At 36.1% G+C, this 21,175-nt stretch carries 22 protein-coding genes; all 22 read right to left on the reverse strand.

Annotated elements, in window-relative coordinates; genetic code table 11:
• Window positions 1-140: 140 nt before the first annotated feature.
• The 22 genes from MHH69_RS10815 to MHH69_RS10920 all read right to left on the reverse strand — a co-directional run bounded on the left by MHH69_RS10815 (window position 141) and on the right by MHH69_RS10920 (window position 21,090).
• Window positions 141-1,064 (reverse strand): peptidoglycan recognition protein family protein, encoded by a 924-nt coding sequence (locus MHH69_RS10815; RefSeq protein WP_341362306.1) that lies wholly within the window; start codon window positions 1,062-1,064, stop codon window positions 141-143.
• Complete coding sequence (locus tag MHH69_RS10820) at window positions 1,064-1,339, reverse strand: phage holin (RefSeq protein ID WP_341362307.1); 276 nt, start codon at window positions 1,337-1,339, stop codon at window positions 1,064-1,066. Before MHH69_RS10820 ends, MHH69_RS10815 begins: the two co-directional genes overlap by 1 nt.
• On the reverse strand, window positions 1,329-1,571 hold the full coding sequence (locus tag MHH69_RS10825) for a hypothetical protein (protein WP_341361535.1): 243 nt from the start codon (window positions 1,569-1,571) through the stop codon (window positions 1,329-1,331). Before MHH69_RS10825 ends, MHH69_RS10820 begins: the two co-directional genes overlap by 11 nt.
• Window positions 1,572-1,625: 54 nt before the next feature.
• On the reverse strand, window positions 1,626-1,769 hold the full coding sequence (locus MHH69_RS10830; protein WP_341362308.1) for an XkdX family protein: 144 nt from the start codon (window positions 1,767-1,769) through the stop codon (window positions 1,626-1,628).
• A complete protein-coding gene (locus tag MHH69_RS10835; RefSeq protein ID WP_122972838.1) occupies window positions 1,762-2,046 on the reverse strand; it encodes a hypothetical protein in 285 nt (94 codons plus the stop codon). Before MHH69_RS10835 ends, MHH69_RS10830 begins: the two co-directional genes overlap by 8 nt.
• 11 nt (window positions 2,047-2,057) lie before the next feature.
• Window positions 2,058-5,927 carry a phage tail spike protein gene (locus MHH69_RS10840; protein WP_341362309.1) on the reverse strand — a complete coding sequence of 1,290 codons (3,870 nt, stop codon included), beginning with the start codon at window positions 5,925-5,927 and terminating at the stop codon, window positions 2,058-2,060.
• The gene (locus tag MHH69_RS10845) at window positions 5,924-7,360 is read right to left on the reverse strand and encodes a distal tail protein Dit (protein ID WP_341362310.1); all 1,437 of its coding nucleotides are present in this window, start codon (window positions 7,358-7,360) and stop codon (window positions 5,924-5,926) included. Before MHH69_RS10845 ends, MHH69_RS10840 begins: the two co-directional genes overlap by 4 nt.
• Window positions 7,361-7,372: 12 nt before the next feature.
• On the reverse strand, window positions 7,373-11,053 hold the full coding sequence (locus MHH69_RS10850) for a phage tail tape measure protein (protein ID WP_341362311.1): 3,681 nt from the start codon (window positions 11,051-11,053) through the stop codon (window positions 7,373-7,375).
• 5 nt (window positions 11,054-11,058) lie between these two features.
• On the reverse strand, window positions 11,059-11,253 hold the full coding sequence (locus tag MHH69_RS10855) for a hypothetical protein (RefSeq protein ID WP_341362312.1): 195 nt from the start codon (window positions 11,251-11,253) through the stop codon (window positions 11,059-11,061).
• Window positions 11,254-11,441: 188 nt separating this feature from the next.
• A complete protein-coding gene (gpG, locus tag MHH69_RS10860; protein WP_341362313.1) occupies window positions 11,442-11,753 on the reverse strand; it encodes a phage tail assembly chaperone G in 312 nt (103 codons plus the stop codon).
• Between the two features lie 57 nt (window positions 11,754-11,810).
• The gene (locus MHH69_RS10865) at window positions 11,811-12,383 is read right to left on the reverse strand and encodes a major tail protein (protein ID WP_341362314.1); all 573 of its coding nucleotides are present in this window, start codon (window positions 12,381-12,383) and stop codon (window positions 11,811-11,813) included.
• Window positions 12,384-12,386: 3 nt separating this feature from the next.
• Window positions 12,387-12,737, reverse strand: coding sequence for a hypothetical protein (locus MHH69_RS10870; protein WP_341362315.1), 351 nt, complete (start codon window positions 12,735-12,737; stop codon window positions 12,387-12,389).
• On the reverse strand, window positions 12,734-13,153 hold the full coding sequence (locus MHH69_RS10875; protein WP_341362316.1) for an HK97-gp10 family putative phage morphogenesis protein: 420 nt from the start codon (window positions 13,151-13,153) through the stop codon (window positions 12,734-12,736). Before MHH69_RS10875 ends, MHH69_RS10870 begins: the two co-directional genes overlap by 4 nt.
• Complete coding sequence (locus MHH69_RS10880) at window positions 13,154-13,471, reverse strand: phage head closure protein (protein WP_341362317.1); 318 nt, start codon at window positions 13,469-13,471, stop codon at window positions 13,154-13,156.
• A complete protein-coding gene (locus tag MHH69_RS10885; protein ID WP_341362318.1) occupies window positions 13,452-13,775 on the reverse strand; it encodes a head-tail connector protein in 324 nt (107 codons plus the stop codon). The genes MHH69_RS10880 and MHH69_RS10885 overlap by 20 nt, the downstream gene beginning before the upstream one ends.
• A complete protein-coding gene (locus tag MHH69_RS10890) occupies window positions 13,775-14,008 on the reverse strand; it encodes a hypothetical protein (RefSeq protein WP_341362319.1) in 234 nt (77 codons plus the stop codon). The genes MHH69_RS10885 and MHH69_RS10890 overlap by 1 nt, the downstream gene beginning before the upstream one ends.
• 86 nt (window positions 14,009-14,094) lie before the next feature.
• Window positions 14,095-15,428, reverse strand: a protein-coding gene (locus MHH69_RS10895; protein WP_341361629.1) for an IS3 family transposase whose coding sequence is annotated in 2 segments (ribosomal slippage) — window positions 14,095-15,041 and window positions 15,041-15,428 — 1,335 coding nt in all. Because the reading frame shifts where the segments join, the coding sequence is not laid out codon by codon here.
• A 125-nt stretch (window positions 15,429-15,553) separates the two neighbouring features.
• Window positions 15,554-16,762: a phage major capsid protein gene (locus tag MHH69_RS10900; protein ID WP_341362971.1), complete on the reverse strand. Its 1,209-nt coding sequence runs from the start codon at window positions 16,760-16,762 to the stop codon at window positions 15,554-15,556.
• A 70-nt stretch (window positions 16,763-16,832) separates the two neighbouring features.
• Complete coding sequence (locus MHH69_RS10905) at window positions 16,833-17,546, reverse strand: head maturation protease, ClpP-related (RefSeq protein WP_341362972.1); 714 nt, start codon at window positions 17,544-17,546, stop codon at window positions 16,833-16,835.
• A gap of 31 nt (window positions 17,547-17,577) precedes the next feature.
• A complete protein-coding gene (locus MHH69_RS10910; RefSeq protein WP_341362320.1) occupies window positions 17,578-18,807 on the reverse strand; it encodes a phage portal protein in 1,230 nt (409 codons plus the stop codon).
• A 257-nt stretch (window positions 18,808-19,064) separates the two neighbouring features.
• A complete protein-coding gene (locus tag MHH69_RS10915; protein WP_341362321.1) occupies window positions 19,065-20,786 on the reverse strand; it encodes a terminase large subunit in 1,722 nt (573 codons plus the stop codon).
• On the reverse strand, window positions 20,767-21,090 hold the full coding sequence (locus MHH69_RS10920) for a P27 family phage terminase small subunit (RefSeq protein WP_341362322.1): 324 nt from the start codon (window positions 21,088-21,090) through the stop codon (window positions 20,767-20,769). Before MHH69_RS10920 ends, MHH69_RS10915 begins: the two co-directional genes overlap by 20 nt.
• Window positions 21,091-21,175: the final 85 nt, after the last annotated feature.

Raw genomic sequence — 21,175 nt, forward strand, 5'->3', positions numbered from 1 at the left:
AATCCCTTAAAAGTAGAAAATTTATTTTACCTTTTAAGGGATTTTTTAATTATAGCCTTTTAAGTAGTGAAAAGAAACGAGGTCTCTTCTTTTACCTTTAATTTAATAGTAATAGGTTATTTTAGAAAATAATCTAAACTTTAAAATCTCCCATTATTTAATGCTTTCTGCATGGCTTTAACCATTAAAGAAGGATAACTTACCTTTCCATCTTGAATAGTTCCTAGACGTTTCTGTAATGCTTTAATCATCTGTGAAGGACAACTAATTACACCGTCTACAGTTGTTCCCAAATCCTTTTGCAATGCACGGATCAATTGACTGCCACCTTTACCGAAATGAACTGAAGGAATGTTTTTTGTAGTTTCATTTTTAGGTTGTCCACTAATTACTCCATCAACAGTTGTACCGTAATGGCGTTGTAATGCTTTTGTAGTTGCTGGTCCCCAGTAGCCATCTTCAACTAACTTTTCTTTCTTTGTAGTTGTGGAAGGCTTCGATGGTTTAGCTATTTGTTGATTGCCACTATTGACTAATTCATTTTCAGAAACAATTGTCCCACTTCCGATAGTTTCAACTTCATCAGTTAAATACTTATAAAACTCGAACCATTCAGTCCACTTTTTATCTTTATTTAAATATTGAGGACAGTTCTTACCGGAAGCGTCAAAATGACGAACGATATTTTTGTTTGGAATGTTGTATTTATTTTGAAGCATATTCGTTAACCATTTAGCATTGGCTTTTGTTTCAGGATGAATTGTTCCATCTTTCTCTACAATCATTTCGAGACCGATTGAATTCGAGTTTGAAATACCATATCTCCCTTTACCATCACCAACATGCCAAGCGATATCATCATCGTTTACCACTTGCCAAATGCTCTTGCGATCAATGAAGTAATGGGCACTTGCACCACGATATGCGTTACTAAAATATTTTGCATTAGCTTCTGCTGTTTGACCTTTAACACCAACATCATGGATAACTAAATACTTCTTCTTGTTTCCACCTTTCCAACAATTGAAAGGAGTTAATCTTTTTTGGATTGTATTAACAACCATTATTTTTCACCTTCCTCTAAATCGTCTCTAGGTTTGTTGTAACCAAGAGCTTGTTCACTATCTCCTAAGCCAATTGTAGTAGGGTCTTGTACAATACCGATTAGCACTAAAATTGATAAAACAGTATTAAAAATAGCGGTAGCCTGTTCGCTAACCGCTGCTGATAATCCGTATCCAAATAAGTCTGCTACTTGTTGAACCAGTAATAATACCAATGCAAATGCCGAAACTAAAAATGTTTTACTTTGTAATCTTACCTTCCAATTAATTTTCATATTTATGTTCCTCCTTTGTTCTTACACCTGTTACTGTTTCAAGGACAACAATACGAATCTCGTGATCGTTGATTTTCTTTTTAGATTCTTTTGTTGTGGAATTTAATTCTTTGATATTTTCATTGAGTAAAAGGATGTTTTTATTTAAGTTGTACGTAATCCGCCAAATAAACAAGAGACCTCCACAGAGAGCTCCTACAATTGGCAACCAATCATTAATTGTTTGAATCATTTAGGCACCGTCCTTGTTGCATAATAAAAACCCTCCACAATTGTGAAAGGCTTGTTAAATACTACCTGTATAAGGTTCTTTTACAATTTGTTCGTATTCTTCTGCAGTAATAACATTGGCTTTTACCGCATCACCAACTTGTTCTTTCGTCCATAGCTTTGCTATGTAGAAGTATTTTATCTTATTAAAATTAAGCATTCTTAACACTTCCCGTCATAATGGCATACCACATATCTGCTATTTCCTGTTCCGGTTTTGGCTTGTTTTTTAACAATTCTTCGGCTTCAATTTGTTGTTGTCGATATACTTCATCTAAAATTATTTCTCCATCGACAAAAACATAATTTGAAGGATGATCTAATACATCATGATCATCCTCAACTTCAATTTCAACATTATTTTGAATGAATGGGCTAGTAGTACTGCAACCTAGTACTCTATTATCTTGGGGATTTACAAGCAAATATAGTTTCATATCTCCACCACCTAATACATTAATACTTGTCTTAATACTGCTTGTTGTGCATTAATTCCACTTTGGTTATTTGCTACACCAGTAATTGTGTTATGTGTAATACTTAATGCTTTAATCGTAAATGCATTACTATCTGCTTCATCAACCGGAACTGTACATAATGTATGATTACCTAATCTACTCTTTGGAATATAGGTATAAACGTAATTCCAGTTGTTTGCTGCACCTGATGAATAAGCGCTCCACACTAATATCCAACCGTTCGGACATTTTTGTAATGGTACATCGGGTGTGATGACGGTTGAAGCATTCATAAAGGCCACCCCATTCCACAACACCCTTTGTTTATTGAGAACATCGTATTGACCATTCGCTACTTTCCACACGTTGGCTTCTTCATCGTATAGACCTGGTTTATCGTTTTCGATTAATTGAACTCCATCTATCTGCGCCCAGTTTGCATTTGCTCCACTAAGTACAATTTCAATTCCTTCTGTATTATCAGCAAACACTGGAGTTGTAAATGTAAGACCATATCGTTCCACCGAATAATCACTTGCAACGGCAGTGAACGTTTTACTTGCGATTAACGATAATCTTGTACCTGTAGCGTCTACATGATAAATATCCACTTTCGGTATAGCCCCGGCAGATACATTCCATTGCCTTTTTGCGTAAAAAGATAGCGCATATACTGTAGAAGGAGATAGGGTGTGTATTTGTTGTGCCATGGCATCCGTAGAGCGTACACAAACCCCTTTAGAGCCGAAAATCGGCATAGAACCTTTCCCACTCGGTCCAAAACTAACGGCTAATTTCGGCGTTCCTCTGGTAATGTACCAAGGTGTATTCGGGTAAAATCCAAAATACATATCATCCCAACTATATTTCAAATCATCGCTATTAGGAAGTGCATCATGTTGTTCTACTAACTCAAAGGAATGATCTTGAACATGGTTAGTTTTAGAAGCGATGGAATAACCTAAATTACTATTATCATCTTGAAGAATAAAGTCACCATCTTTTACACTAACCTCTCCGAAAGTACCTGTTACACCTCGGACTTCTCCTTCTGCGACCATATTAAAAGCATATAACTTTCCGTTTGTATCTGCGTAAAACATGTCTACCCATGGTGAAGAAATAGTTGCTCTTTTTTGAATCTTAAAACCACCTGTAGCGTTTGCAATGGTTCTAACCAAACCATTGGAAAGCATTATTTCCATACCTTCTTCTTTTGTTACTTTAAAACCGTTATATAAGTTACCTAGTCCAACGGAAGCATCTTTGGCGTTTTGCTCGGCTTGTGCGATCTTTTCTTCTACGTCCTTTTGAGCCAATCCCCACGGTGACGCCACGTTACCATCTTCCAGTTGTGGACGATTAAGATAAAAGTAAGGAATCGTTGTTTCAGGACCATATAAAGCATCAGAACGTCCCCCGATTAGTAACCTTACACCAGTACCATCTCTATTTGCTTTAAAATGGTGCGTTACATAATGATAGTCGTAACCGTTCAGTTTAACTATTGGGCAATCTTCAAACTTAACCGTCGGCAACAATTGATTGCTACCACCATCGTTATATAACAAGTAACAATAATTCATGCTTACTAATCCTCTAGCACGAATATAGTAACTCACTGTGTAATCCTTACCTCCAACAACGGAAAACCCTTGTTCTGATATGCTCGAATTGTGTACACCTATCGCTGAATTTGCTGGGACTTCACTATCCCTCGTCTGATTTAATAAATCGTTAGGGAATCCTGGAACCGATGCGACCGATAAAGTACCACTTTTGTTCCATGCTGTCCATCCATGAGTGGTATTGAAGTCTGAATAGCGTAAATAGTTTTTTCCACCTGGAATAACATTATCGTACAAAGGTGACCAATTATAATCAGCCGGGTTCGTGCTTTCAGTTGCTGTAGTCTTGTTATAGGCTAGTCCTAAATATCTTTTTCCGTCAGGTGAATCCGACATCCCATTACCTTTATCATCATCAGCATATTTTGACCATGTATAAGTTGTCGTTCCGTCTGCACCTTTAACCCCTTGAGGTCCTTGTATCAATGACCAATTATAATCATCGTAATTGTCCGATTCTATAGGCGTTGTTTTATTGTAGGCGAAACCAATATACTTTTTACCATCGGGCGTGTTAGACATACCACTCGTTGGTGTATCTGCGTATCTTACCCATGTATAGAGGGTTTGACCATCTTCGCCAGGCGGACCCGGTAAACCTTGTGGACCCTGATCTCCTTTAATTAATGTCCATTTGTATTTAGTTGGGTCTGTTGAGTCGGGGCTATTATAGTCTGTGTATTGACCGATGTATAATTTGTTTGTGCTGTCTGTTGTACTGAATCCAACTGTACCATCAGCACTGTTTGCATAAGCAACATGGAAATATGGTGTTCGCCCATCTTCACCAGGTGGTCCAGGAGTACCTTGGGAACCATCGTTAACGTTAGTAATCGTAATAATTGCCATTGCATTCGCACCGCTATTATTTACATTCACAATAAAGGTTGCTTTTTCGTTAATTTCACTTGCGTTTACTGTAATAGACTTACCCGTTAAAGTTTCTACAAAAGTTCCGTCCTGATTATATTTTGACCAACTATAATCGTACATTGTACCTTCTGTATCAACTTCATTACCCTTTAGAATTGTTACTGCAGTTAATGTAGTACTACCAATTCCATTTTTAAAAACATTTCCATCACTTGTAATGATAGAAACTTGCATTAATTTAGCTAACTCATGTTGAACTTGGCTTTGTAATGTCTTCCACAATGCTTTTACATCTTCTTCGCTATATTCGATGTAATCACCCAATACAACTTTCTTCTGTGCTTCGTCACTTAACGAACGATCTTGAGTATGAACCCTAGCTTCCAGATATAAAGGAGGATTAAATTTAGTATCTTTAATTTTAATAGTGTCACCAAATCGAATTTTTTCGTTTTCCAACCCTGGCACACGTTCCAAATCAGCGAAGTTTGCAGTGTATTCCACAATCGAATTGATCCGTTTGTTTAACTCTGTTCGAGTGTATTGTGTTAGTTCCGTTTGTGTCATATCACCATTTGTGGATGATGGTTCGTAAGGTTCGATAATATGCATAAGTTGGCCAGTATCAGGGTCAGGTCTTCCCCATCGTTGAAGTGCCTCATCATCTGTTACAAGAACGGTTAAACGTGTACCATCTTCTTTTTCCGGTCCAATCCCTAACAGAGCAGTAACGATATTTGAATTATCCTCTTTACGATCAATACCTATTAAATCTTTCCCGAACTCTACTTCTCGTCCTCGCCATTCACCTTCACGTTTTAACAAGTCAACATATCTTGCAATCACTTTATTGTTTTTAACAACAATACGAAATCTAATTTCTAAGTTGAATTCAGTCGCAATTGTTTTTAGAAATGCATAAGGGTTAGTGTAGTCCTCCACAACTAATGTTTTCATTCCAACCCCTTCTAATATACCCGCTTGCCATTCTGTACCTGCTAAGCAGTGAGCAGTTATAGTAGAAACTGTTTGATCTTTAAAAGTTTGAGGTTCAATTACTTTTGCCTTTTTCAATTCAAGGTATGAAGCAGTTGTATAAACTTCAATAACAAGTCCATCAAACGAACGTCGTTTATACGTATTATTAATGATTAGTTCAATAAAATTTCCGTCTTCATCTGGAATGATTGCACGGTTTCGTTTCGAAAGACTTTCCGAATAATCTCTATCTGCAAATGTTGTAAAATTAAACGTTTCTTGAGTATCCTTTAACGATTTCGAATGTATATCATTCCAGAATTCTCCCAATGGAATAAATGAAAGAATTTTATCTGTTTGGCCATCTGTAATGTGTATCATTTATATCTCTCCCTGTACCTAACACTTGTGCTAAACGTTGCAGAAGGCAGAACTATTAATTGATTTTCTCCCTTTTTTAACTTGAAGAAATTTGCTCCAAAGTCTTTCAAGTCCTTTCGTGATTCTCCATTAATTAAAATATCGTTTACCGAATGATCAAAAGTGATGAGGTCCCCAGGATATGCAATATATGGTGTTTGGTCAGTTGTTTGTTCTTTAAGGGCATAAGCTCTTATATAATCAATACGATTGGTATGAGGTGAAGCTGTAGTTCCATACTTGTCTATGAAAATACCGATATATTTTAATTTCCCTCTGAACTTATCTTCTGTAACCGTCCAACTAGCTGTTAATGGTTCCATATGTTTTCCATTACCAAGTACACGAGTAACATAGAATGTGTATTTATCACCGACACGTTGTAACCGCATATAGGCTGGGAAGTTGTCCCATTCTTTTTGATAATTTCGGGAACTAATTAAGTAGTTTTTGAAATCACCAATAAAAGGACCGATACGACCTTCTGCTAATTTCCTTTGTACATAGATTGAATTATCAACCGCAGCCATGATTGCAATTTCTCTCATTTCATCGTCAAATAAATAAAAGCCAAACCGTCCAGTTTGGCCCACAACATCCGTATATAATTGACCTCGTAACTCAACTTCAAAATCTCCAGTTAAAGGAACCTCTTTATAAACCGAAGGGCCATGATAACCTGTTCCCGTACCGTAAGATGGAGCTGTTATTCCGGCACCATCATAGCCGATAGTACCTTGTGAACCGCCTTCCATGTCACTTGTAGCGGTAGTCCATTCGCTTATGGTTGTTCCCGTTTCTTCTAGTAATAAAGTTTTGGTGTCCACAATTTGAGTATTTACATCAGCTGGGGTACCGATTAACATATATTCATTTTCTTGATTTTGAATCATAGCAAATGTAATAGGTTTTAACACTTCTAACTCAAATATTGGGTCCGCATCTTCTGTACCTCGGTTTGTTAGGGTGTATACATCGGAAGTGAAATGGTTTTGTATTTCATTACTATAACCATAAGGATCTAAACATAAAAATTGAATAGTGCCCTGTCTCAATTTTACAAACTTCTCGAAATCATCAATTGTATTTTGTACAACTGCATAGTAAGTACGACCAGGTTCATCATCAAATTGAAGTTCTACCGGATTGTCCGTTACGAGCCAGGATGCCAATTCATCTTTCAATTTTAATGCGTCAAGGTCATCTTTCACGAAAAAATAAATTGGTTGATTAATAACTAAGGGTTGTACTTGACTAGATGTTAAATATGCTCCCGGTTTACCTGGTACAGTTAGATAATTGCGAGTTACAGCTGCAAAAGGTGCTTTGGTTCGTCCTCTTTTTAAATTTAACCATGGTTTACGAATGCCATTAAAAGTTAATGTTTTCGCCAAACTTATCACCCCCTATTCAGTAGAAAATTGTTTACGAATTCCTGTATTAAGGTTTTGATATTCTGTAATATCCGGTACTAATTCTTGTGCTAAAGCCCTTTTATCTAAATTTACTTGTAATATAATTGGCTGTTTAACAGATTGCGAATTGAGATTTGCATGTTCCATTATCCTATCAGCAATTACACTTAAATTTTTCTTGTTAAGAGGTAAAATCAATTCATCCGTTCCAGGTACTTCACCACCTGCTAAAACCGTGTTACCTAATTGTCCAAAAACAGTTGGCCCAGTCATTATTCCACCTTCTGCAAACCATCTGATATTCTTAAATTTATTTTCTAAGTTGAAATCTTTGAATACAGTAGTGTTTGCATTGGCAGGTAATAAACCGTCCATTTTAGCAGTTTCTAAATGGTTGTAGATTCGTGTACCACGTGGTAAGTTAACCAATTCGATACCATTTACACCTAGATCAATTCGTTTACCACTTGGAAGCACTGCTCTTTCTACACCTAATTCACCTACAAATGTATTACCACCCTCGAATGAGGAGGTTCCTTGATAATTCGCACTAGGATTAGGTAAGCCGCCTAACGCTCTAAATCTTACATATTTTGTAGCTGGATTTGTAAATAATGATTCAATTGCAGATGAGTACGAATATGGTGCCTTTGCTTGTTTAAATTGAACAGTCTTAGACACAGTTTTACTTGCTTCTTTGTTCATTTTATCTACTTCACCATTATCATCAATACCAATTTCTTTTCTAATATCTTCACTAAGCGTAGAGTTTAATGTCTCGGCTTCTTCAATGTTTATTCCAATTTGCTCATTTTGGTTTTTAAGATCTTGTAATCTTTGGCGTTCTTTATCATTTAAACCTTGAGCAGACTTATTTTTCGTTTCAAGTTGAGAAATTTCCTTCTGATTTTCCTCATACTTTGCTCTCATTGCTTCAAGTTGTTTGCCCTCTTCTGCTGTAATACCTACCTCTGTTGCTAATGCCGTAAGTAGTTGATTGTATTCATATTTTTTAAGTGCTATCAATTCTTCTGTAGCTAATTTTTCTTGATTGGTTGTTTCTAGTTTCTTTTGAGTAGTTTCGTATTCAGTTTGAGTGAGACCGAGTAGAATTTTTAAGTATTCCGAACGTGTTAATTCTTCTTGGTTAGCGGCATTTAGAGCATCTCTTTCCAGTAACAAAGTATCTTTTCGTTCTTTCAATAATTCAAGGGATGCACCGCTCGCATTTTTCATCCTATCGTCAAGGTCGGCTATTTCTGCGCCAATTTCTTTCCTTCTTTCATACAAATCGATTGTTTGTTCTGCGAATTCAAGTCCTTGCGCTTCGGCTTGTTGTCTCCTTGTTTCGATTTCTTCTAGTTCTAAACCAATTGAAGTATTTCTGCTCTCAAGGTCTGATGATTTTTCGTCTAACCTTTCGTATTCGGTTCTTAATTCTCTTAATTTCTTAACGTTTTCATCTAACGAACTTAATGATTCGCTAAAACTGTTTCTTAATTTTGCTTTTTGAAGTTCTAATTCAGATTTCGTTGCTGTTTTAACTGATTCCGAATATTTAATGATTGCATTCCCTTTCGAATCATAAGCAGCTTCTACACCCGGAACTGTATCGATAATTTGTTGGTCAAGTTCTAACATTTTTGCAATTTCTTCACTTGTTAATCCTGATTTCTCTTGTAACTTCGATAATTCATCTTTTAAAACCGCAACCTTTTCAGCAGATGTAGTCGTTTCTAATTGGGATTGAATATCTTTATAACGCAAGAGTTCGTCCACAGTTAGTGAAGATTTATCTCTTAACTGATCATATGAATTTGCAAGTTCAACATTTGATTTAGCAGCTTCATAACTTTTTATTTGTGTATTGAAAGTCTCTTCTTGAAGTTTCAACATTTCCTCTGCTGTTTCTGCTGAACTATCCTTGGCTTTTACTAAAGCTACAGTTATTGCCCCAATTGCTCCAACTGCAAGTGCACCTAATCCAACTGGTCCCGTAAATGCCCCTAATGCACCCGCTAACAATCCGCCCTTTTTAGCTGCATCGGCTAAGGAACTACCTAGTTTTAATACATTACTTGCACCACTTGCGAACATTCCTCCGCCCATCATCAATGGACCTGCCGCTGCCGCGATACCTGCAAGTTTAACAATTAATCCTTGTCCTTCTTCGCTTAAATCACTAAACCATCCTACAGCCCTTTCTAGGCCATCCGCTAACTTCGGTAACCAATCTTCCGCAATGTCTAATATCTCTTTCCCAACGGGTTCTAAACGCTGTTGTGCTTGTCTTAGTAACGACTGCCAACGTTGGTTAAAAGTTTGTTCTTGAGCTTTAGCCATTTTATCCATGGCTCCTGTAGTATCGCCAATCGCTTTTTTCACACCAAAGATTGAATAAACTGCATCAGCTTCCATGTCCTCAAATTTGGTACCCATCAAATCAACCGCAATTTGGTTAGCTTTTGTTTGATCTTTCATACCAGCTAATTCGGAAACAATTTTCGGCATTACATCTGCTACGGTTTTATCACCTTTTAAATATGACTTCCACAATTCATTTGATTCTTTACTCAATAATTTCATTGCATCACTTGTAGTACTAGAACCATCTTTTAAACGTATTTGCGTTTCTTTTAATAGATCATTTACGTAATCCAGGTTATAAACACCTGCAGAACTAGCATTAGCCACGATATTCATATATTCAGCAAATGTATAACCAGCCTTTGCAGCTAAAGGTGCATATTCAGAAATGTTGTCGAACATCTCATTACTAAAATTAGCCCCGTTTTGAGCAGCTTTTGCAAAGGTGTCAAATGCTTCTGTGGAAGTAACACCGAATGATTTCATCACGTTTTGACCTGCTCTAGTAACTTCGTTTACATCTGAATCAAATGTTTTAGAAAGTATTAATGCATCTCGTGTTACTTTTTCAAGTTCAGCTTCACTATTAATACCTTTCATGTTCTGCTTTACTCGAATAAGTGCATCTGAAACAGATTCCATGTTTTCTCCGAATCCATCTGCCCAAACATTTTCTGCAATCTCCGCTAACTTCCCAGCTTCTTCTGAAGTTGCCCCTAAGCTATTTTGGATATTTACTTGAGCGTTTTCGAATTGAGCAGCAATCATGCCTAATGCAGTTCCAGCTGCGACAAGTGGTGTAGTCAAACCAACTGATAAATTTCTACCAACTTCTGTCGTCTTATCTCCGAATGCACTCAAACTTTTATTGGTAGCTTCAATTTTCCCTTTATACTTATCTGCAAATGATTCAGCTTTTTGCCATTGACCGCCCTGGTCTTTAATAGCCTTATTTGTTTTATCTAACTGTATTTCAGTTTTCTTTAATGCAGCTACAGCGTTGTTGTACTTAACTAGCATTTTTTCGGCCGCTACACTATTGGCACCTTGTGATTGAGCAATCTTGTCATACTCTGCCTTGAGTGTACTTACTTTTGTCTTTTGCAGTTCAAGTGTTTTTGTTAAAAAATCTTGCTTTGCTCTTAAACCTTCAACACTTTTTTCAAAGTTTTCTACACCCGATTTACTGGCTTTGAATTCACTGTTTAAGGCTCTTAATTTACTGTCGACTTGTTGAGTAGACTTTACAAAATCAGCACTATTAAGACTAAGGTCAACTCGTAATACACCAATTTCTTCTGCCATTTATCTCACCTACCTTTACGCCAACTATTCATCCTTATATCTTTTGTAAGCTTATTAGCAACAGCTTGTGCAATCATTGATAAATTTTCTTCATTCAACGGAATTATCCGTTCGTTTGAATCAATATCGAATTTAAGGTTGCTGAATAATGTAGGCGATGATATAAATCCTCCACTTAGATTCTGTTTCTCCTTATCCATTTTGTAAGTCACCTACCTTTATACAAAATCTAGTCCATCAGCATATTGGATAACATCTGATTCCGATTCTTCATGTATTAATTCAAGTAAAAATTTAATGTCACATTGATCTAAATCGTTTATTGTGTATTTGCTACCGGGAGAAAGCCCAATTTTGCGATAAAATTTCTTCACAATTTCATATTCGCTTAATCCTTCATTTCCTCCGGTAGCTGATTCAACTTTCCCTCACGTTTCGTTTGAGTACGTAAGTCGTTACAGAATTGAAGTATCACTACATCAATTTCACGTGCATCAAGACCGTTCCAAAACTGGTCAGCAGTGAATTGTTTTCCGAACGCTTCTACAATCAGTTCTACGACTTTTTCACGTGCTTCAAGAGTTAAATCATCCAACATACCTTGTTCAGATAGTTCGATATATTTTCTATAAACTAATCCACTAACAAAAGTTGTTGTTAAAGTTGTTTCTTTCCCATCAATTCTAATGTCGATTTTCATTCATATCCCTCCACAAAATGAAAAGAGCCGACCTAAGCCGACTCTAGATTTTTAAAATTAAACTTCAGGTGTAGTAGTTGGTTCTTCTTGTACTGCATCAAACCATCCATCGATAACAGCTTGATTTGTTTCATTCGATTCAACACGGTAACGCCATTTACTATCTGATTTACGAGGAATAAATGTTCCTTCTACTGTTGGAGTTTGGAATGATGGACTACCTTGTTTTGTTTGTAATTCTTCAGTGGGTAAACCAAACTTCCCTTTATAAAGCCATGTCATACGTTTACGTCCACCAGTTAAAGGTGCTTCATAACCGAACGCTAGATATGGCGCTTCGTCTGTAGATTTATCAGTAACACCATTATTTGCATCTACCGTTTTACCCATAATATAAGCATAATCTTCATTATCTATTTCATTTACACCAAAGCTAACAGTAACACTTTCTAATTCTTCAATAGTTTCTTGAACTTGATCATCTCCAGGTAAGTTCGCACTATTAACAGTTGGTGTAATATTTACGTTCATTGCTGGAGATAATTTACGTGGTGTTTCATAAACAGTCCCAGTTTCATCATCCTTGGTAATTTTCGCTACAACTATGTTCTTTAAACCAATTGCTGCCATTTGTTATTCCTCCGTTTCATTTGCATAAGAAAAACGGATTACTTTGTGATAGTAACCCGTTTCATACTCATAAATTTCGTATTCACTTGTTCTCATAAATCCAAGTGGTTTTAATAATTTTTTTATTTCTTTAACTGTTTGCTCAAAATTCAACCTAGTAAACAAGCTGATTTGTATACTATGAGCTGTTGCGATTTCTTCATCATCGCCAAAAAGAATGCCATATTCATTAAGAAAGTACACGATGATATATTGATCGTAATTCTTTTCTTCATCTTCTTTATTTAATCGCAATCTTCGAGTTGGAATATTAAGAGGTACTAATGCAGATTTAATCTCGCTAATTAAACTCATAAATCCAACTCCTTCTTAATTACATTTCCCATTGTTTCAATAATTTCTTTTTGTGAGTTTTCAAAAGCTCTACTCATAAAAGGATTTGGAGCAGTGTCACCCCATTTTACTGGACGTATAACACCGTTTTTATCCTTATAAGTACCTTGACCAGAAGAACGGCCAAACTCTACTAAGTGAGCATGGTAGGCCCCTCCTGTGTGGACAGTAATTTTACTTTTTTTCACTTCAGTTTCTTTAATATTTTCATATAAGGTACCATCATCTCGAATTTTATTTGCTTCTTCCTTTACGGCTTTGGCTAAAACTTTGCCGCCTGCTTCAAGCGCCTTTGTTTCTGTACTTCGAGATACCTTTTTACGTATCTGTTTTACCGACTTTAACAATGAATCCATACCTTGTAATTCAATGCCCATTTATACACGCTCCTTTGCAACAATCGTGAGCGTTTTTCTTAATTCATCATCATTCAAAACACTTTCAATATCGAAAATACGACCTTTATAATCAATTTTCATTCGAGGGTCTATTCCTTCTCGATAACGAATAATAAAACGATAAGTGTTTTCGCTTTGTACCGCAGCAGCTTCTACGTATTCAGTACCACGAACCGTTTTAATGGCCGTCCACACGCTACAAATATCTTCTCGTGTTTTAACAGGAAAACCATCTTCATCTTCCTTAGAGAGCTCTTTAAAAATAGTAATTCGGTGTTTAAACAGGGCTGGATTCATCAATATCCACCCATTTCAGTTGTAAAATCATCGTTTGAACACTAAATGGCACTAAATTTTGAGCATTTTGAGAAGAAATTTGGCGGTTTTCATAGTAATGAGCAGCTAAAGTCATGACAGCCAAGCGATGTGAAGAATACTTTTCTTCTCCATTTTCATCAACTGCATAATAATCTTTAGGCAATTGTACACCGGAGCCAACTAAAGTTGTCTTTGCTGATTCTAAGAACGTATTTAAAGTTGTATCTTCATAGGTACCATCCACACGAAGATATTCTTTAAATTCATCGAGCAATGTAGGCATTATTCATCACTCTTTTCAACTTTTTCAGTGGTTTTTTTATCATTTTCAGTCGATTTAAGCTCTTCAACTGCCTTTAAAAAGACTTTTTTATGAACGGGATGCATTTCACAAAGAGATTCAGCACGATTTTTGCTTAAACGTTTCCCCTCACGAGGATATTCGTCACCAACATTGTATTTATGCTTGTTATCTTTTGAATCCAAAAATTCATTGATTACTACATACTTTGTCATTCTATTTCACCTTCTTTCAAGTAAATAAAAAAGGCTCAACTTTAATAAAGTGTACCCTTTGTAAAGGACATTTTTAAAAAAGGCTTTTAAGCAACTTGAAGAAGATGGTGACTGTATTGTGCAGGCGTCATCTTTTTTAAGTTCCATTGACCTCGGTAATGATTGTAATAAGTCATATAACTCTTAATCTCTCTTTTTACTTCTTCTAATGTTTCACACGATTTAAAGTCTGTTTCATCTTTAAAATGACCAAAAAACGATTCTTGTGGGGCATTATCCCAACAGTTTCCACGACGTGACATAGATTGCTCTAGTCCCATTTTCTTTACCATCTTTTGAAATTGGGGGCTGGTATAGTGGAACCCTTGATCAGAGTGAATGAATGCGCCATCGGCCAATTTTATCCCATTCTTTTTCAACATCTTTAATGTATTTAATGCAATATCTAGTGTAATTTTATCCGATGTCTCATATGCTAAAATTTCATTGGTTTCGGCATCTTTTATAGCGGATAAGTAGGCACGTTTTCCTTTTCCATAACTCAAATATGTAATGTCTGTTAATAATACTTTTCTAGCGATTCCTTGCTTAAATTTACGGTTTAATAGATTTGGTAAAGTTCTATGTTCTTTCGTTGCTTTGGCCATTCTTCGATATGGATTTGCTTTTCGAATGGGGCAGATGATTTGAAACTTTTTCATGATACGACGAATTCGCTTTAGGTTATATGTAATTTGATACTGATTTTCTAACGTCATTTTAATTTGACGTGCACCTTTCTTACGACCACGGAAATTGAACGCTTTTAAAATGATTTCTTTGACTGTCTCATCTGCCTGATCACTAGCTTGTCTACTAAGTTGTGCTTCTTCTGAAAAATAACGATAGTAGCCCGATCGAGAGACTCCAACTAATTTACAAAGGTAGCTTACCATTCTTTTTAAGCGGTGTTTTTCTATCACATACTGGATCAACTGAAATTTTTGTTCCGCTGTTAATTTCTCTTTTTCTTTATCAACAACCTTTCTGCTAAATCGATCTTTTTTAGTAGTTCATTTTCTGCACGTAATAATGCATTTTGCGCCTCTAACCTTGCGTACTTTTCTTCTATACTTAATTCTCGCTCAAGTGGACGTCCTGAAGAGTGTTTACGTGTATCCACAAGCCCAGCTACACCATTCTTTTGATAAGCAGCACGCCATCGCTCTAAAGCAGACTTTGCACGTTTTTTACCTACGATATCAATATCAAATCCTGCATCTTCAAAAATTTGAAGTGGAAATTTCCCTTCCTCATATTCTTTAATGGCTCTTGCTTTAAATTCATCTGTATATGTTATTGCTTTTTCACTCACTGCTTTTACATAAGGATGTTTCTTGAGTAATTTCTGTTCTTGATCTGTAAATAACTTTTTCGACATGTTCTTCCGCTCCATCAACCATTTATTTTATTTCATTATAAATAAAAGTACCCTATAAGAGAGACCTTTTTTCAAGTGTCTTTCTTATAGGGTACATTTTATAATAAGCTAAGCCTTAATTTTTATTAAACTGTTGGTGTTTCTTCTGGAGCTGGTGCTGGTGCTGCTACTTCTGCAATACGGAATGCAGATTTCAGTTTAATTCGGTGATCAAACCATGCTGTTAATACAAATTGTTCAACCCCAGTTTTAATATCTTTATCGCGCTCATACATCACGTTTAAGTCATAGTTAAAGTGAGAATATGAGAAGTCACCCACGATTGGTTTAACTGCTGAATCACAGAACACAACAGGTTTTCCTAAAATTTGTTCTGGTTGAGCAGTGTAAAGAGTTGCATTACCATTTGCTAGTGTCTCAATAATTTCCGAGTAATCAGCAAAAGTCATCATAATCTTTGCATTTTCACGATAATCTTCATGTAAATCAGCGATTGCAGCTTTAATAGCTTTGTATTTATCTGCACCAGTTACAACTTTGATTGCATTTTGTGTTGAATAGAATGACATGTGCTCTTCTCCTGTTTTAGGAGCGGTTGCAAATGCAACTTTCTTTTCTTTCGCAGCTAAACCACTACGTAATGCATTTTCTACATGCGCCACTAAATTTACATCTGAACCATTGATCACAGTTTCAGATACACCAGCGAATACTTTGAATTTGTGACGAGTGAATGAAACTGTATCACCAGTTAACTTTAATTCTTTAGCTGTTTCTGTATCTGCAATAAAGTCATCATCGTCTAATGTATAACTTAATTTCGGAATCTCTAAGTTTGTAATATTAGTAACTGTTGACACTTCACGAAGTGGGTTCTTTACTAAAGGTTCAGTAATAATATCTGTAGATACAGTCTTTGGTAAGAATTTCTCACCGCCTGTTGCAGGTGTAGTATTATCACCTAAAGCAGCTTTTACTTCAGTTGGGATTGGCTGATTTCGAACAGTTGCGCGAATTAATTCAGCTTTAGCCTTTACCATTTTCGCTTTTGGGTCATCAATTCCAGCAACAGAAGATTGTTGTTGAGCCATTTTAGCTTTTTGTTCAGATTCTAATTGATCGTGTTGTGCTTTGATTACATCAAAACGAGCTTGTAAATCTTTTTTAGATTCTTGAGCTGCTTTAATATCATCCAGTGAAGCAGAAGGATCCATTGCTTTAGTTGCAAGTTCTTCTTCTGTTTTAGCAAGTTGTTGCCCAATTGTAGCCATCGCTTGTTTTAATTCAAATAGAGTATTTTTCCCGAACATTGTTAAACTGTGTGACATTAACATTTTTGGAGCAGAAGCAATACCGATAATTGTTTGTTTTTGTTTTGTTTTCATAATCTGAAAACCTCCTATTTTATAAAATTGTTTTTAAATAAGTAAGATTCGCCTTAGAATCTGCTAGTATTTTTTCGCGCAATGCTTTTTCTTCATCAGACATTTGCATTACATTTTGTTGAGGTTGAAGTAGTTGTTGTGGTACGTTTTTGTACTGTTTTATTAATGACTCATCCACTAAGGCGGCAGCGTTATTCGATTCTTCCACAATGTCACAAAGACCATATTCGAATGCTTCATCTGCAGATAACCACGTTTCAGCATCAAGTAGCTCCTTTAACTTTTCTTCAGTTAATTTGTCACTAGCTTTTTGTAAATAAGTTTGAATCGTCGATTGATTAATGCGATCTAAATCATCCGCAGCTTTCCGTAATTGCTCAGCATTGCCACTTGCATAGGACCATGCGTTATGAATCATTAACATTGAGTTTTTTGGCATTCGGATTTCATCGCCAACCATTGCAATAACACTTGCAATAGAAGCTGCCAACGCATCTACATGAACAATTACACGCGCTTCATGACGTTGTAACATGTTATAGATAGCTAGTCCTTCAAAAACCGAACCACCAGGGCTATTAATATAAAGATGAATTGTTTCAACATCTCCTAATGAATCAAGTTCGTTTTTAAAAGTTGTTGAGGAAACCTCCCCCAATTCTTCCCAAGCCCACTTAGTAATTTCGCCATAAATAAAAACGTCAGCCGATTTTCCGTCAGCAGACGCTTTCATGTTGAAAAATTTATTATTTTGTTTCTGCTTTTTACTCACTTTTTTCACCCCCTTCCACAGTTGATGAAGTAGTAGCAGATGATTTCCTTTCACTAATAGGTAAATCTATAGGATAAAGGTCTCCAGAAACCCAAAGTTTAGAGGCGTTACCGCCAACTGGAGGTTCATCTTCATACCTTCTTACATCGTCTTGTGATAACCAACCATTTCTTATAGCGGCTTGATAATAAGCTGTTCTTGTAGTGGTATCTCCACGTAAAAGTCCACCAAGATTAAATTTGAAGTACATTCCATTTTTTCTATCCACTTTGGTAAGCAACTTTCGGTTAAATTCGTGTTCATATTGGCGAACAATCGGCAATAAAGTCATGTTTACAAAGCGAATCATCTCTTGTTCATTGCTTCCAAAGGTACCTCCACCAGATTCATTTAAAAAACTTACCGGGACGTTAAAAACGTTGGCCACCCTTGAACGTGTAATTTTTTCAGATGCCAACGTATCAGAAGCAAAGTATTTTTTTTCGATAGGATCTATTTCTACACCTGGTTCTTTAAATAAGATGCCACCATTTTCAGCATAAAATCTTTTAAAGTCACCAATAATTCTAGATCGTGTTTCCTTATCTACATTCGCAGCATACTGCAAAATAAATGATTCTTTCTTTTCCATTTCAGATAAAGAAAACTCCTGGACTGCCTTGTCGTATTTTATTGTATTTGCTAATACTTTTAATGGACTAAGTCCTCTCCACCGATTAGGGCCACGAATATGTTTAACATGAATCATATCTAAATTGTGGACGTACATGGTATTGGATTCGCCATTTACTTGGTACCATAATGAGCCATCTTCACGATTAACAATCTCCATAACACACGCTGGATCTAAAGGGATAATTTCAATCGGCTGCATTCGAATGTCACGAAGGATAACCGCATAACCATTGCCATGCTCATTTCGACTAACTTCTAATGCGTTAATAAAATCAAACGAATTCATATTTTGATTTGGTTCGTTTATTAGAACATCTGCCGCTTGATTAACAACAATATCAAAATCCTTATACAATTTGATAGGAAGTACCGATAAAGTGTTAGAAAGTCTAGTAATCACGCTAAATATCGTTTCATTCGTAGCTAATTGACTGTTATCAATTCCCCAAAAGGTTCGACCAAACCAATTACTAAAGTCGAAGCCTTGTCCTTTCCAAGAAGCGTACGCTGTATAAAAAGTTGTTTTAACTCTCTGCCATATTTTCAATTTCTCACCGCCTTTCAATTGATTGTCTTCGAAATGTGACATTAAATATTATGTTTTTCGCAAGTGTCAATTTCCCAATAATCGTACGGTCTGTAGTCATACCTGTTAGTCACCCATCTCTCTAAAACGGTGTGACAGTCTATATTTTTCGGTCGGTTTACATCATCTTTAACGGTTATAACAATAGGTTCATTTCCTTCAATCTGCACAAAAAAAATTCTTTCCACAATAACACTCCCTCTCTCGCAATTCGGTTCTTACAAATCATTTATCGAAACAAAACTAATATTTCCGTTACCTTGAACAGTAACCATTTTCTTCATAACTTCCACATGGGCATTTAAAAAAGCCGCAAATCCGTCTATTTTACGGTAGCGACTTTGTTTTGTAGGCATTTTATTTTTGTTTCTGTCTTCCACAAGAATGACATTATTAGTGTACCAACGGAATAAACGGTTCTTGTTAAATATCACATTACCATCTATAAATCGTTCTTTTGCATCATCTAATGCAGGACCAAGTGTAAGGAACCCTTGTCTTACAACCTCACATACAAAACCATAGGCTTGTAACATCTCAACCAAGCCAAATGCTTTTGCTGGGTCATACATGATTTTTTCAATTGAATACTTTTCGGACTGTTCAACAAACCAATCATATACATATTCTTTTTTTACGTATTCACCAGGTACGATAGTTAATAAACCTTCATTTTGTAATCCGTAATAATCGATTTTTTCATTACCTGCATCAGCTTTTGCTTGTGGGACCCACGTGTGACCAAGTAAAGCAACCTCTCCTGTTTCTGGTATCGGCCACTCTAAATATGCACTTGTATGGTCTTCACTGTCTGATAAGTCGAAACCTCCCACAGCAGCAGAAGTGATTGTGGAATAATCAATACTTTTATTATTACGTTTTAATACTTCATAATCTAAGAATGATGCTTCATTACTGCTTACAAACTTATTAAATCGTTTTGTGATGAAGTCGTTGCGTTCACTAGGAGTACGTTTCGCTTTCTCCCAATCTTCAATCATATCAGCCAGTTTAATAGAAACACCCATATTGGGATTTGCTTTAATCCACATTTCAGGTTGATCAAATTCATCAACGCTATCTAATTCAGCAATATAATAAAACGTTCTTTCGTCAACAATATCACCATTTAAAACATCCGCGCCTTGTTCGTAATAATTTACAAGTGGACCATCTAATTGGTACCCCGCAGTTGTAATATAAATTAGTAATGGTTGTGTACGACTTTGACGACTGTTTTTAATAACGTTAATTAATTTGTAATCCTTGTATTCATGGATCTCATCAAAAACGCCTATGTGTGTATTTAATCCATCTAACTTTTCAGAATCGGATGCCTGTGGTTCAATTTTCGAAAATGTTGTATCAAAATGAATTGCATCTCGTAATGGTCTGAAACGTCTTGCTAAAGCTGGAGAAGATTTAACCATCGCTTTCGCTTCATCGAACAGTAAACGAGCTTGCTTCATACTATTCGCTAACAATACAATATCCGCGCCTTGTTCATTATCTTTAGAAGCGCCATATAATGTGACACCTGCAATTTTAGTTGTTTTACCTTGCTTACGGGCAACAAATATTAACGCTTCTTTAAAACGTCTAAGGCGTGTTTCTTTATGCACCCAACCAAAAATAGATCCTAAACTAAAATGCTGCCAAGCTTGCATTGTTAGTTGTCGAAAAGAACCTTTTGAAGGTTTACAAAACTTTTCAATAAATTGAATTGGCCTATGTGCTAACTCTTCATCAAATACCCAAGGGAAATCCTCTGTTCCTTGCCTTTCCAAATCTCTTAAATGACGTTCGCATGCTTGTATAACTTTTTTGCAAGCGACTATATTGCCTTTTACAACTTGATTAGCATACCAAGTTGTCAGTAAAACTGGAGAAGGTTTTACAACGATCAATAAACCGTCAACATTAGAAATTGTCGAAGCCATCGTCAACATGACCACCACCCAACTTAAATTCCTTTCGTTGAGCAGGCGTCAAACCTAACGATTTTAAGAGATTATTCAAAGTTTGCACCGTTTTGGTTAATTCAATCGAAAGAGGATTCTTGATGTAATTTGTTGCGTTAGCTTTATTGGTGTGTTCCATCATCAATGGCATCTTTTTTAATTCATCTTGCATTCGCTTGTAGAATTCATACGTTTCTACATACAAAGTAATCAGTTGTTCATCAGAAGGTTGATAATTATCACCTAAATAGCTTCGTAACAATTCATTTGTAACTTCATCCATCAGTTACCCCCCTTTCATAAATTAATCCGCGTTGCAAACGAAGGTGTGCATCCGGTGTATCCGCCACCCCCTCCAAAATCGAGTA

The sequence above is a fragment of the Ureibacillus sp. FSL E2-3493 genome, from assembly GCF_038077515.1.
In the GTDB taxonomy this organism is placed as follows: Bacteria; Bacillota; Bacilli; order Bacillales_A; family Planococcaceae; genus Ureibacillus; species Ureibacillus halotolerans.